Below are 13947 nucleotides of genomic sequence, written 5' to 3'. Positions count from 1 at the left end.
CGGCACCGTTGTTCGTCATGAGGCGTGTGTTCGTCATCAGGCATAACGCGCCCGGATCGCGTCGCGGGCCGTTGTGGCCTCTGTCAGGCGGGGGGTGACGCGGGCTCGGTCGGAGCCGGGGCTTTCCAGTACGTCGGTGAGGACGGCGACCAGGTTGGCCAGGTCGTCCCAGTCGGGGGTCATGGCCAGGAAGTCGGTCAGGCCTTGGTCGGCGGCGGGCCAGTCGGCGAGGGCGCAGGCGACGAAGCAGCGGCCCTGGGCACGCTCGGGCTCGCCCAGTCCGCCGCCCTCCTCGATCATCCCGGCCAGTTCTCGCCAGAGGGGTTCGGCGGCCGGCAGTCCCTCGGATCTGCTGACGGTGACCGCCAGTTGGAAGGTGCCGGGAATCGGCTCCGCCTCCCGCATCCGCTCGGCCAGTTGCCGGGCCTCGGTCCACCGCCCCGCGTGCCGGTGTGCCTCGACGCGGAAGTCGTCCAGGTCGTCGTCGGGTGTCGGCGCCCGGTCGGCGTCGGCCAGGCGGGCCAACGCCTCGTCCCAGCGGTCGCACAGCATCAGCAGCTCGACGGCCGAACGGCGTGCCCAGTCCTCCTCCACCCCCAGTTCGACGCACCGGTCCAGGTCGGCCAGCGCCCGCTCGCTCCGGCCGGTCGCCAGGCCGACGCGGGCTCGTGAGGCGTAGGCCCATCCGTGGTCCGGGTTCAGTTCCAGGGCGCGGTCGAGGTGGCGGAGGGCCACCGGGTAGTCCTTCATGGCGCGGTAGGTCCCGCCGAGACTGGCGAGTGTGATGTGGTCGTCCGGGCTGCGTTCCAGTACGCGGCCAAAGACGGTGACCGCCTCCTCGTACAGGCCCGCGTCGCGGTACGCCACGCCCAGTTCGTAACTGGTCCAGTCGACGTGGGGATCCGTGTCCACGGCTCGCCGCAGGTCCTCGAACAGGCCTGCCCGGTCGCCCAGTTCGTGCTTCGCGTGGGCCCGCATCACCAGCGCCCAGGAGTAGTCGGGCTCCAGCTCGACCGCCCGGTCGAGGTCGGCCAACGCCTCCTCGTACCTGCCCAGTTCGTGGAGGGCCTGACCGCGGCTGGCCAGGGCCGAGGCGTAGTCCGGTTCGAGGGAGAGGGCCCGGCCGAGCTCGGTGACGGCCTCCTCGTAGCGGTCGGCGCGCCGGTAGGCGTCACCCCGCTCCGACGCGACCCAGGCCTCGTCGGGCGCGAGCGCGACCGCGCGGTCGAAGTCGGCGAACGCCTCGTCCGGCTCCCCTCTGGTGCGGCGCAGCCGGGCCCTGCGCACCAGTGCCCACACGTACTCCCCGTCGATGCTCAGCGCACGGTTGAAGTCGGCGAGCGCCTCGTCGTACCGCCCGAGAGCCTGTCGGCAGACGGCTCGCCCGGTCAGGACCTCGTCGTTGGTCGGGTCGAGGGCGACGGCACGGTCGAAATCGGCGACGGCCTCCTCGAAACGGGCCGCGAGCCGGTAGGCCTCCGCGCGCTCGGAGATGATCCACCCGGTGTCGGGGGCCAGTTCGTCCGCCCGGTCGAAGGCCGCCAGCGCGGTCGGGAGGTCGTTCATCAGCCGGTGGGTGAAGCCGCGGCCGTAGTGGGCCCAGGCCAGCCCGGGATCGAGTTCGAGCGCCTGGGCGTACTCCTCCAGTGCCCGCCCGTACTCCCCGCCGTGGCGCAGTTCCCTGCCCCGCAGTGTGTGCGCCGCCGCCCGGCCGCCGGTGTCAAGGCCCGGGCGGGCCAGGAGCAGGTCCATCGCTCCCGCCACCCCGGCCTCGTCGTCGGCGAGCGCCTCGCCCAGCTCCCGGCCCCACTCCCTGAGGGCCGCGTTGTCCGTCGCGTCGCCCGCCTCCGCGAGCATCCGCGCCCAGCGACGGCCGGCGACCGCGTCCTCACGGCAGGTCTTCACCAGCGACAGCAGTGCCTCGCCGAGCGCCGCGGGCGGCCGGGCGCAGAGCAGGTGGTACGTCTCCTCCAGGCGCAGCCCGCGCCACTCCTCGTCCTCCCACAGGTCCTCGGGCTCCCGGCCGGCCCCCACGTCGTCGCCCCACCGGGCGAACGCCTCCGCCAGCCGCCGGTGCCGCCCGGCCCACTCGCGAGGGGACCTGCGCCGCTCCATGCGCAGCATCGGCGCCCGTACGACGTCGTGGTACTGCACCCGCTGCCCGCGTTCACCGACGAACGGCAGCCCGGTCAACCACTCGTACAGCGGGTCCAGTTCGTCGTCCGGGCGGTCGACGACCAGGACCCGGAAGACGTCGGCGTCGAGCCACCGGGGCAGGGCGCAGATCCCGGCGACCTTACGGCGGACGGCCGGTTCCGACTTCAGGAACCGTTCCACGGCGGTGGCGCTCGGGTCGCTCACGGCGTCCGGGTCGCCGGGGCGCTTGTTCGCGAGCGTCGACACGAGGACGGGCAGGCCGCCCGTGAGGCGCAGCACCTCCTCGACGACCGGCTCGGCCACCACACCCTTCCCGGCGAGCAGCCGGCGCGACTCGGTCTCGGTGAACGGCGCGAGCGGCACGTCCGCCACCGAGTCCAGGCCGCTCCAGCGGGCGGGGTCCAGCCGACGCTGTCCGGCGGTGACCACGACGACGGTGGCGGGCAGCCCGCCGTCCGCCGTGCCGCGCGTGATCATCTCGTGCAGCCACGGGTCGAGATACAGGCCTGTCCGCTCGTACGTGTCGAAGAACAGGACGATCCACTCGGAGGTGGTGGAGGAGGAGGCAGCGGCGGCGGCAGCGCGCAGTTCGCGGAGCAGGATGGGCGTGAGCACCTTCTCGGGTGACGTCACGAGTTCGATGTCGTCGGAGTTGCGGAAGCGGGCGCCGAGGCCTGCGCGCAGGCGGTCGGCACCCAGCGCGAGCCGGTCCGCCGGGAGGGCGCTCGTGAGGAGGCCCCCGCCCGGCAGGGTCGCCTCCACGGCGGCGAGGCCCAGCCCCACCGCGGCCCTGCTGCCGGCCGACGCCGCCTCCGGCTCCGGTGCGGGGCCGCCGGCGAGCGCGGCGAGGGCCGCCGCCTCCGCCTCGTGCCGCCGCTCCTGGTAGGCGGTCAGCCGCCGCTCCAGGTCCTTCAACCGCCTTCCCTGGTCGGCGAATTGCCCGCAGATCTCCGACAGTGCCTCCGGGACGCTGCCGGCGTGCTCGTCGACGTACGCGGTGAGCGCCCCGCGTTCACGTGCCAGGTGCCGCAACTCCTGTACGAGGAAGGTCTTTCCGACGCCCGCGGGGCCGTGCACGTGGAAGCGGAAGCGCTGTCCTGGGTCGCCGGGCCGGAGGTCGAAGTTCCGCAGGAACACGGCCCGTTCGGTGTCCCGGCCGACGAATCCGGCGCGGTTGCCCTGCTGGATCAGCTCCTGCCTCGACGGCCCTGCCTGCGCCACCCGTCCGCCTCCTTGCCGCTCCTGGTCCCGCTTCTGGTCCCGCTCCCGGTCCCGCTTCTGGTCCGGTCCGGGTCCCAGTCTGGCTCAGGCTGCCGGAGATGACCTAGGAGTTGGCAGGCGGGGTGCCCCTTCCTCACATCCGTCTCCCGCCATCCACCCTCCGGTCACCCGTCGTCCGATGGAGGGGGCCGCGAGCGGGTCCCTCTCAGGTACCGCCGTCCTGGACCGAGCGGTACCCGCGATGGACTTTCCCCCCGGGACGCAACTGTCCGCCTGACCACTCACGTCCCTGAAGAGGTACCAACTTCCGTCCCTGCCAACGGAGTTCGCGGGGAACTGCTGTCATCTCCAGGGGGAGACTTGAACAGACGGATGAAGAGGGCGTACGCCACCACGGTCGCCGCGGCGGCCACGGTGGCGCTGACGGCGGGCATGACCGGCCCGGCGTCGGCGGGCGGATCCACGGCGGCCGGGGAGGCCGGGAGGGCTGGGAAGGCCACGGCGGTCGGGGCGAGCCCGGCCGCCAAGGGACCGGCCCCCAAGGGACCAGTCGCCAAGGGACCGGTCGCGCATCGCGTCACGCTCATCACCGGTGACCGGGTCGCCGTCGACGCGAAAGGCCGGGTCCTCGGCGTCGAGCGCGCGGAAGGCCGTGAGCACATCGCGATCCGTACGCTCACGGATTCCGAGTCCGGCCACTCGCTGGTCGTACCGGCCGACGCACAGCGGCTGATCGCCTCGGGGAGGCTCGACCGCCGGCTCTTCGACGTCACCGAGCTGAGCGGAAAGGCGGTCCGGGCCTCCCACGGGCGGGGACTGAAGGTGATCGTCGGCTATGAGGGCACGGCGAGGACCGCGAAGGCGGACGTACGCGCGGCGGACGACACCGAGGTCCGCCGCACGCTGAAGTCGCTGAACGCCGAGGCCGTCAGCACGCGGGACCCGGCCGGCCTGTGGGCGGCGGTCACCGAGGCACCCGCGCAGGGCGGCAGTTTGCGGACCGCGTACGGCATCGCCCACATCTGGCTGGACGGTGTCCGCAGGGCCAGCCTCGACAAGTCCGTCCCCCAGATCGGCGCGGACAAGGCGTGGGCGTCCGGGTACGACGGCAAGGGTGTCCGGATCGCCGTCCTAGACACGGGCGTCGACGCGACCCACCCGGACCTCAAGGACCAGGTGGTGGCGGCCAGGAACTTCACCCCGTCCCCCGACGCGACCGACAAGTACGGCCACGGCACGCATGTCGCGTCCATCGCCGCCGGTACGGGCGCGGCGTCTCCCGCGGGGTCCGCCGGGGCCTTCAAGGGCGTCGCGCCCGGTGCCGAGCTGCTGAACGGCAAGGTGCTCGACGACGAGGGTTCCGGCGACGACTCCGGCATCCTCGCGGGCATCGAGTGGGCCGCCGAGCAGGGCGCCGACGTCGTGAACCTCAGCCTGGGCGGCGGCGACGCCCCCGGCCTCGACCCCCTGGAGACGGCGGTCAACAAGCTCTCCGCCGACAAGGGCATCCTCTTCGCCGTGTCGGCGGCCAACGACGGCGAGTTCGGTGAGCAGACCATCGGCTCCCCCGGCAGCGCGGAGGCCGCGCTCACCGTCGGCGCGGTGGACGGCGACGACAGGCTCGCCGACTTCTCCAGCCGAGGGCCGCGCGTAGGCGACGGCGGCATCAAGCCGGACGTCACGGCACCCGGCGTCGACATCACGGCCGCGGCGGCACCGGGCAGCGTGATCGAGCAGGAGGTCGGCCAGAACCCGGAGGGCTACCTGACGATCTCCGGTACGTCGATGGCGGCCCCGCACGTCGCGGGCGCCGCCGCGATCCTGAAGCAGCGGCACCCGGACTGGACGTACGCCGAACTGAAGGGCGCCCTGACCGCCTCGACGCTCGGTGGCCCCAACTACCGGCCGTACCAACAGGGTTCGGGACGGGTGGCAGTCGACCGGGCCCTCGCGCAGACGGTGGTCGCCGAGCCGGTGTCCGTGAACTTCGGCGAGCAGCAGTGGCCGCACACCGACGACACCCCGATCGCGAAGGAGATCACGTACAGGAATCTAGGTACGACGGACATCACGCTCGACCTCGCGGTGACGGCGACCGACCCGAAGGGCGACCCGGCCCCGGCCGATTTCTTCACACTCGGGGCGAGGACGCTGACCGTCCCGGCGGGCGGCAGGGCCTCCGTGGACCTGACGACGGACACGAGGCTGGGCGGGACGCTGGACGGCACGTACTCGGCGTACGTCGTGGCGACGGGCGAAGGCCAGTCCGTACGCACCGCCGCGGTGGTGAAGCGCGAGTCCGAGGCGTACGACGTGACGCTGAAGTTCGTGGGCCGGGACGGGCTGCCGACGCCCGACTACTGGTCGTACCTCTCCGGCATCGCCGGTGACGGGCGGGGCAGCTACCGCGAACCGCACGACGCGTCCGGCACGGTCAAGGTCCGCCTCCCGAAGGGGACTTACCTCTTCGACACCACGATCTCCGAGGACCCGGAGGACTCCCGCGCGGGCACGGACTGGCTCGTCCAGCCTCGGCTGGACGTCACCGGCGACATGACGGTGACGGTGGACGCGCGCACGGCGAAGCCGGTCGACATCACCGTGCCGGACAGCGCGGCGAAGCCGACGTGGGTGGCGCCGAGGTACTGGTACGCGGGTGAGGACCACAACATCGAGACGGGCGTGGACGTCGACTCGTTCGACAGCCTCCGTACGGCGCATCTGGGCCCGGAGGTCACCACCGGCTCGCTGAACCAGCAGTGGATCGGCGTGTGGCAGAAGGGCACCGACACCGAGTACGACGTCATGCTGGGCGGCAACACCCGCAAGCTCGCGACCGGTTACCGCAAGCATCTCCGCCCCGCCGACCTCGCCACGATCAAGGTCGGCATGGGAGCGTCGGCGCCGGGCAAGCAGGGCCGCCTTTTCGTGGCCGGCTACTTCCCGGAGCTCGGCGGCATCTCCCCGATCACCGACCCCCTGGACCTCCCCCGCACCCGCACGGTCCACCTCTCCACGCCGGACAACACCAAGTGGGACATCGCCTTCGAACAGAACGGCACCCCGAACGAGGAGGGCACCGCCCCCACCGAGTCCTTCTACACCTTCGACGAGCCTCGAGCCTTCAAGGGCGGAGCCACGTACGAGACACGCTTCAACGCGGGTGTACTGGGCCCGCGTCTGAGCCGGGCTGAGGGCATCTCCAGGGACGGCGACACGATCACCGGCGAACTGCCCCTGCACGCGGACGGCGACGGGCATGCGGGCTGGACGAGATACGACTCGGTCCACACAACCCTCTACCGAAACGGCGTCAAACTCACGGAGAACTCCGACGCCCTGGACGGCAACGGGGAGGGCTTCACGGTCCCGTCCGACGCGGCGACCTACCGCCTGACGACGTCGGTCCGCAGAGACCCGGCCCTCGCCACGACGTCCACCCGCGTCGACGCGAGCTGGACGTTCCGTAGCGAGACGTCAACGACCCGAACCCAACTCCCCATCTCCACGGCCCGTTTCACTCCAGAGACGGACCTGACGGGCCGGGCTCCCGCCGACAGGACGGCGGCGGTGCCGGTAACAGTCCAGGGCGCGGCAGCGGGCAACAATCTCAAGTCGCTCACGGTGTACGCCTCCTACGACGGCGGCACGACCTGGAAGAAGACACCCGTCAAGAACGGCAGCATCACGGTGAAGAACCCGGCGAAGACGAAATCCATCGCCTTCCGGGCCAACATCACCGACAAGCAGGGCAACAGGTCGTCGGTGACGGTGTACGACGCGTACTTCGGCAAGTAGCAAGAACGCGTCAACACCCCTGACATCAAGCACTCGCCGAGGAGGCAGTCAGTTGAAAGCGTCGGTCATGCAGTCCACCCGGCACTCGGCGGCTTCATAGCGCAGGCGGAGGGCGGCAGCTGCCTCCTCGCGCTCCACGGAAAGGTGCCCGTAGTGCCGGCGGGCCACACTGGTCACGTCCCCGACTGTGACGATGGCCGGTTCGCCGGAGGCGGCCCGGCGGCGCGCTTCGGCGATCGCCATGTCCGCAGAACGCAGCAGGTTTCTGGAACGGTCCCGGGTCGCGGCGGCCTGGGCCCGTTTCACCGAGAGAGGGCGCAGGACACGTCCCCGCCAGACGAATCCGGCGGCGACAAGTACGAGACCGAGCGCTACGAACAGAAGTCCGCCGGGGTCGTGAGCCATCTGTCCAGTCTTCCCCACTCGCGCAGTGACCATCACGCTCGCGCCGGCGTGATGCTCCTATTTCCGGGGCGGCTTGGCGTCATCGGAGGCGACCATGGGTGACTACGGCCCCTCGAATGTCGTGATTCGCCGAGACCGAGGGCCGGGCCTAGAGATCGACACGTTCAGGACGGGCATCCTCGCGCCCGTACGCCAGCACCTGCCCAAGCACCTCCCGCAGCCGTTCGATGTCCTCTTCCGGAACGTCGAGCAATGCCTCGATCTCCGCGTACTCCAACTCCAAGTCATCCAACGACCCAGGGTCCAGCGACACACTGAGCACGTTGTCCGACAGGGACACCTCGCGGACACAGCCATAGGCCGTGCCCTGGTCTTGAGTCACCAGGCAGTGCGTGTCGAGGCCGAGCGACACGCTCTGGCGAGACGGTTCGCCGAGGTTGCTCATGAACAGGAGCAAGAAGCCCTCGCCGCTGTCGTCCTCGGCGACACCCGCCTGCATGACGTCGTTGGCGTGGTCGACCTCTGCAGCTATCGCACGAGCCGTGAATCTGTAAGCCATGCCTGGGTTTTAGCAGGGGCACACGGGAGTGGCGGGGGCGGCATGCCATCATCCATCGTCTTGATCGTCAGCTCCGTCACAGGCCCGCCTCGGCCGCCGCCCTGATCGCGCGGATCTCGGCGATGGCCTCGGTCGGCTCCTGGTCCCCCGCGTCCACGATCCGTTCCAGTTCGTGGAGGCGGGCGGCGCGCTGCGGGTGCCGTTCGATCGCGACGAAGACGGCCCACGAGTGCACGAAGGCGCGCAGCGGGGCGAGGGTCTGGGTGCGCTGCGCGTTTGTCGTGGCCTCGAAGAGGTAGCGCGTCAGGGGTGAGCTCGGGCATCGGGATCAGGGGTTCGTAGTCGTCGTTCATTTCCTACGCCATTCCCTACGCCGCTGCCGCCAGGGCCTGGTGGGCCACGCTGCAGCCCCGGCAGCGGCCCGGTGTCGGGGCTCGGAATGCCCGGTCGCAGTCGTCGCAGTTCTGGAGAGGGGACGGGCGGGGTGGCCCTGGGCGGGCGGCCGGGAGGGGTGGGGGGAGGAGGGCCGTGAGGCGGTGGGCCAGGAAGGCCGCTGGGTGGCGTACGCCTTCCTTTGGCATCCCTGCGGCGAGCGTTCGCTGTACGTCGTCCGGGGCTACGCCTCGTTCCAGCCAGGTGGCCACCGCGGGGGCGAGGCGGCGTACGTCCTGCTCGCTGAGGTGGAGTCGGGGGTCGTGGGTGCGGAGGCCCGCGAGGACGTCGCGGGCAGGGGCGGGGGGCTCCGGCTGCGGGGGTGATGTCGGCGCCGCCGGGGGTGGGGTTGGGGGCCGCGTCGGTTCAGGGTGCGGCTTCGGCGGTCGCGGGGCCGTGTGCGTTCTCGGCTTGTTGTACGAGATCGTGCGCGTCACGATTCGGCCCGATGGAAGGCGTTCCTTGGTGCGGGCCAGGTAGCCGTGGGTCTCCAGCTCCCGCAGGGCCGAGGCGATCCTCGTCTCTCCCTCCGGGAACTTCCCCGCCAGCGCCTTGATGCCGACGAGCGTGCCGCTGCGGAGCGAGTGGATGTGGACCGCCAGACCGATGGCCGTCAGGGACAGCTCGGAGTGCTGGGCGAGGTGGTTTCCGACCACGGTGAACCGCTCGTCGTGGTGCTCGTCGACGTGCCCCACTCCTTGGTGGGAACGGCCGGTCCGGGTGCGCGCGTGCGCGCTAAAGTGCTGCTCAGTCATCAGGAAGGTGCTTTCTTCCTAGGTGGTCAGGCCCTCGTTCGGGATGCCAGTCCCGGCGGGGGCCGTTTTATGTGTGCGGTTGTGTGTCCGCGCTGACGCTGCCCGACCAATCCGCCTCTCCGCCAGCCGAATTGGCCGCGATCACCCGACCGAGTGATCAGCGGACAGCGGCCAACGGGGGCCAGGGGGTGCGGTGCGCGACAGGCCGGGTCGGGTGGGGTGGGTTGTTTTCCCGGTTCTTTCTTCTTGGCGTCGGGCCCCACCGGGTCACGGCCGTCCACGATCCGGCGTCACCTCCGCCCAGACCGTCTTGCAGCCCGGCCCCGGCCCGTCCACCACGCCCCAACCGTCCGCGTACGCCTCCACCAGCAGCAGGCCGCGCCCCGACTCCTCACCGTCACCGGCCGGGTCCTTGATACGCGGGTTCCGGTCGCCCCGGGCGTCGGTCACCTCCACGCGCAGCACGCCGGCCTCGTCGAGCCGGAGCGTCAGCCTGAAGTCCCGACCGGGGACGCGCCCATGGAGTACGGCGTTCGCGGCCAGTTCGGCCACCACGTGCAGCGCGGGCTCGGACTCGGCCCCCCACTCCACGAGTTGGCGCTCCGCGAGCAGCCGGGCCAGGCGGGCGCCGCGGCGCGTCGAGGAGAGCTGGATCGTGAAGTGCAGGGCGGCGGCGACCTGTTGAGCGGGGGCATGGGTTCCGTTGTTCACGTCACTCAGCGTGGCCGCGTACATCTACCCTGAACAGCGGCAACGCCGGTACGTAGCGTGACTGTCCGGGTGCGGTACGGATGCGGTGCGCGGTTGTCCGGTCCGTACGTGGGAGAGGTGAACCTGTGGAGGACGAGGAGGCTACGGCCGTACTCAAGGCTGTCGGGCGTCAGATCAAGGCCTGGCGGGAAGCCGCCGGGATGCGGCAGTCGGAGTTCGGCGCCGCGATCGGGTACGGCGAGGAGATGGTCTCGTCCGTGGAGCGGGGGCGGCGGGTTCCCCAGCCCGAGTTCCTCGACAAGGCGGATGAGGTCCTCGACGCGGGCGGCAAGCTCTCGGCGATGAAGAAGGACGTTACCGAGGCCAGGTACCCAAAGAAGGTCCGGGATCTGGCGAAGCTGGAGGACGAGTCGGTCGAGCTGGGCGCGTACTCAAACCATTACGTGCACGGGCTGTTGCAGACCGAAGGGTACGCACGGTCCCTCTACACGATGCGGCGCCCCTCGTACACGGAGGACGAGATCGACCGGCACGTCAGCGCGCGTATGGCACGCCAGAGCGTCTTCGAGCGCATCCCCCGGCCGACGCTCACTTTCGTCCAGGAAGAGGTGACTCTACGACGGCCCATCGGGGGCAAAATGGTGCTACGCCAGCAGCTCGAACGCCTGTTGGAGGTCGGCAGGTTGAGGCACGTCGAGATTCAGGTGATGCCCACGGATCGTGACGACCACGCCGGCATGGGCGGACCGATCCGTCTGCTCAAGCTCCAGAACGGCAACACGGTGGCTCACGAGGAGGGTCAGACCTCCAACCGCCTGATCAGCGATCCCAGAGAGGTACAGCCCCTTGAGATGCGCTATGGGATCATCCGGTCCCAGGCTCTCACTCCCCGGGAGTCACTGATCCTCATCGAGAAGGCACTGGGAGAGACATGACCGCCCTTGATTGGTTCAAGAGCAGCTACAGCAGCAACGAGGGGCCGGACTGCGTCGAGGTCGCGATAGCCGTCCCCGACCCCACCATCCACGTCCGCGACTCCAAGGACAAGCACGGCTCGCAGCTCGCCTTCACGCACACCGCTTGGACCGAGTTCGTCGGCCACGCCCGCCGGTCAGCGTGACTGGAGGGCGTCCAGGGCGACCGCCTGGGCGATGGCCAGGCGGCGGTCGAGGTCCGGGTTCGCCATGTCGAGTACGTAGCGGTCGCGGAGGCCGAACTTCTTGTCGACCGACATCGCCCGCTTGTCGCCCTCGGTGAAGTCGAAGTGGTACGGCCATGCGAACGGTATGAAATCGACGAGCGGCAGGAACTCCCAGACCCGGCGCAGTACGGCCACCACCCTGTTTCGCTCGCGGCCGGTCAGTCGTGTCGTGCCCGGTTGGTCCAGGCTCCACGTCGAGCGGAGCAAGGACGCGGCGAACTCCTTGCGGAACGTGCCGATGGGGATGCCCGTCTCGTCGCGTACGTCGTACGTGGCGCCGACGTCGAGGAGCTTGCGGGCCTTGAAGGTGAACAGGACACTCTTCTTGGACTCGTCGGAGTAGACGGTCATTTCTTCCTTGATCGCGGTCCGTTTCTGCTGGGCGTAGGCGACGACCTCGCCCTCGGAGCCGTCCGGGCGGGCCACGGTCACCACGTACCGGTTGGCCATGAGGGTCATCTTCTGCCGGACGTTGAACCGCTCCTGCGCCTGCAGTTGTATGTCGTCCACGTGACGTCTCCCGTTTTCGTCGCCTGCACTGTGTCCTGCTGAGCCATCGTCGCCGCGACGGCCGGCCCGGATCAGTCCTCGGAAGTCGCGGCCCGCAGCGACCTTCGGCTACGGCGCCGACAACGCTCAACAGCGACCGCCCCGGCCGTAGTCGTCCCCTGGTCGACTGTGGTCGTCGACTTTCGTCGTTCGGTGGCGCGACGCAGGGATGATGCGGGCGCTCCCCGGCACTGCCTATCGTCGGGCCGTGGAACTGGACGAAGCGAAGACCGCCCGCAGCGCATGGCCGCTCCGACGTCGGCTTGCCGCCGCGTCGCCCTGGAGTCGGGGGCGGATCGCCGGCGAGACCGTACTCACCGTTGTGCTCGGCGGGCTCGCCGGGCTGATCGACGCCGCGGGGGCCGGGTTCGGTGTACGGACCTCCGTCGTCTTCGCGGGAGTTGCCCTGCTGACGCTGATCCGGCGCTCGCTGCCGGCGACGGTGCTGGTCGTCTCGGCCGCCGCGGCCGGGGATCTGGCCGGCGCGGCACCGCTGCTGATCTACGCGAGCTGGTCCGCGGGCAGCCGCATCCTGAAGCCCTGGCGGGTGGTCGCCGCGTTCGGCGGGGCGTTCGTACTGCATGCCGCGGTGTCGTTCCGCGGCGAGTTCAGCGCGGGTTCCGACCTCCCACTGGCCTTCACGTTCGGGCTGAGCGCAGGACTGTTCCTGACGTTGTCGATCGTGCCGGGTCTGGCCTCCCGCTACCGGGCCCAGCGCCACTCCCTGCTGGACGCGCTGCAGCGGAACAACGTCCAACTCGTGCGCGAGCAGACGATGGTGGCCCGTCAGGCGCGCCTGCTGGAGCGGGGGCGCATAGCCCGGGACATGCACGACAGCCTCGGCCACCAGCTCGCCCTGATCGCCGTGCACGCGGGCGCACTGCAGGTCGATCCGGACCTCACCGACCGACAGCGGGAAGGCGTACGGATCCTGCGGGACGCCTCCGTGACCGCCATGGGCGAGCTGCGCGAGGCCGTCGGCATCCTCCACGAGGATCGGGAGGACCACCGGAACTGGCCCGACGTGCGCACCACCGAGCCAGGGCACACCGAGCCCGGACACGCAGAGCGCACCGAGCGCATCGAGCGCACAGAGTCAGCCGAAGCCGCCGACACCGACGGCGGGCGTCCCGGCTCCCGCGCGGTCGCCGCCATCGACGGCCTGGTCGAGTCGTCACGGGCCGCGGGCGCGGCCGTGGAGCTGCTCCGGTCCGGCGCCTTCCGGCAGTTGGCGCCCGCCGCGGGCCACACGGCGTACCGCATAGCCCAGGAGGGCCTGACCAACGCCCACAAGCACGCCCCGGGCGCCCCGATCACCCTCGCCCTGCGCTACGAACCGGACAGCCTGGTGGTGGAGGTCGCCAACGGGCCCGCGCCGACCGGGGCACCGGACGCCCCGGCCGTGATCAGCGGCGGCCAGGGGCTCAGGGGCCTTCAGGAGCGGGCCCGGCTCATCGGCGGCATGGTGCACACCGGCCCCACCGCGGACGGCGGCTTCCGCATCGCGGGCATGCTGCCCTACAGCGCGGGCCCGGGCGCGGGCGCCGGCAGCGCCACCGAAAGCGGCGAACCCCAGCCCCGCCACCCCCACGACGCGACCTCCGTCGGCCCGTACAACGACTTTGTGGGGCAGCCCGGCAACGGCACCGCGGACAACAGTGGAGCGGTCATCAACCGGTCCGATCCGCAAGGGGAGTTCGCCGCCACCATGAGCAGGAAGAAGAACGTGGCCATCGGCTGCGCCGTCACCGCCGTCGTCCTCGTCGTGGGCGTTGTCGCCCTGGGAATCTGGGGGGTGAGCGCGCTGATGGACGAGATGAACAAGGCCACGATCCCGCCGAGGGTGTACGAGTCGGCGAAGGTCGGCGACTCCGAGACCGCCGTGCAGGACAAGCTGCCCGACGAGGACTCGGTACTGACCTCGGCCTGGGCGGACCAGGGCCCCCGGATGCCCAAGGACGCGACCTGCCGCCACTTCGCGTCCGACGACCCCGACGACACCACGACCGTCTTCCGGTTCTGCTTCCGCGACGGAAAGCTGGTCGAGAAGCAGACCTTCAAGGACGAGAGCTGACCCACAAGGCTCCTGAATGACCGCGGGGCCGGATCAGGGCATGATGGCGGGGCCATGCCATCCGCTCCCGACCGAACCGCGCAGG

General features: G+C 70.8%; 11 protein-coding genes. 4 read left to right on the top strand and 7 right to left on the bottom strand.

From position 1 onward, the window contains the following. Positions 1–36: 36 nt before the first annotated feature. Positions 37–3378 (bottom strand): tetratricopeptide repeat protein, encoded by a 3342-nt coding sequence (locus ACN20J_RS28635; protein WP_419667116.1) that lies wholly within the window; start codon positions 3376–3378, stop codon positions 37–39. A gap of 372 nt (positions 3379–3750) precedes the next feature. On the opposite strand from ACN20J_RS28635, the gene ACN20J_RS28630 reads away from it, so the two are divergent. Further along, positions 3751–7176, top strand: coding sequence for a S8 family peptidase (locus tag ACN20J_RS28630; RefSeq protein WP_419668975.1), 3426 nt, complete (start codon positions 3751–3753; stop codon positions 7174–7176). A gap of 48 nt (positions 7177–7224) precedes the next feature. On the opposite strand, the gene ACN20J_RS28625 is transcribed toward ACN20J_RS28630, so the two are convergent. From ACN20J_RS28625 to ACN20J_RS28605, 5 genes are all read right to left on the bottom strand, one after another. Then, a complete protein-coding gene (locus tag ACN20J_RS28625) occupies positions 7225–7581 on the bottom strand; it encodes a hypothetical protein (protein WP_189836992.1) in 357 nt (118 codons plus the stop codon). Between the two features lie 148 nt (positions 7582–7729). Next, positions 7730–8140 (bottom strand): Imm10 family immunity protein, encoded by a 411-nt coding sequence (locus tag ACN20J_RS28620; RefSeq protein WP_419667115.1) that lies wholly within the window; start codon positions 8138–8140, stop codon positions 7730–7732. A 76-nt stretch (positions 8141–8216) separates the two neighbouring features. Continuing rightward, positions 8217–8375, bottom strand: coding sequence for a hypothetical protein (locus ACN20J_RS28615; protein ID WP_362296571.1), 159 nt, complete (start codon positions 8373–8375; stop codon positions 8217–8219). 133 nt (positions 8376–8508) lie between these two features. Beyond that, the gene (locus ACN20J_RS28610) at positions 8509–9327 is read right to left on the bottom strand and encodes a helix-turn-helix domain-containing protein (protein WP_419667114.1); all 819 of its coding nucleotides are present in this window, start codon (positions 9325–9327) and stop codon (positions 8509–8511) included. A gap of 267 nt (positions 9328–9594) precedes the next feature. Then, complete coding sequence (locus ACN20J_RS28605) at positions 9595–10062, bottom strand: ATP-binding protein (protein ID WP_189836989.1); 468 nt, start codon at positions 10060–10062, stop codon at positions 9595–9597. Between the two features lie 101 nt (positions 10063–10163). Between ACN20J_RS28605 and ACN20J_RS28600 the strand changes: the two genes are divergently transcribed. Together ACN20J_RS28600 and ACN20J_RS28595 are read left to right on the top strand one after the other, a co-directional pair. Continuing rightward, positions 10164–10973 (top strand): helix-turn-helix domain-containing protein, encoded by an 810-nt coding sequence (locus ACN20J_RS28600; protein WP_419667113.1) that lies wholly within the window; start codon positions 10164–10166, stop codon positions 10971–10973. Further along, positions 10970–11158: a DUF397 domain-containing protein gene (locus ACN20J_RS28595; RefSeq protein WP_419667112.1), complete on the top strand. Its 189-nt coding sequence runs from the start codon at positions 10970–10972 to the stop codon at positions 11156–11158. The genes ACN20J_RS28600 and ACN20J_RS28595 overlap by 4 nt, the downstream gene beginning before the upstream one ends. Here ACN20J_RS28595 and ACN20J_RS28590 read toward each other — a convergent pair. Next, positions 11150–11749, bottom strand: a complete 600-nt coding sequence (locus tag ACN20J_RS28590) for a hypothetical protein (RefSeq protein ID WP_419667111.1) — start codon at positions 11747–11749, stop codon at positions 11150–11152. The two genes, ACN20J_RS28595 and ACN20J_RS28590, sit on opposite strands and share 9 nt — an antisense overlap. 253 nt (positions 11750–12002) lie before the next feature. Between ACN20J_RS28590 and ACN20J_RS28585 the strand changes: the two genes are divergently transcribed. Further along, positions 12003–13862 carry a sensor histidine kinase gene (locus ACN20J_RS28585; protein WP_419668974.1) on the top strand — a complete coding sequence of 620 codons (1860 nt, stop codon included), beginning with the start codon at positions 12003–12005 and terminating at the stop codon, positions 13860–13862. Positions 13863–13947: the final 85 nt, after the last annotated feature.

The sequence above is a fragment of the Streptomyces sp. 2-1 genome (assembly GCF_048564895.1).
Taxonomy (GTDB): Bacteria; Actinomycetota; Actinomycetes; order Streptomycetales; family Streptomycetaceae; genus Streptomyces; species Streptomyces phaeochromogenes.
Note: the sequence above shows the minus strand (reverse complement) of the source record. Positions and strands in the feature narration are given on the sequence as shown.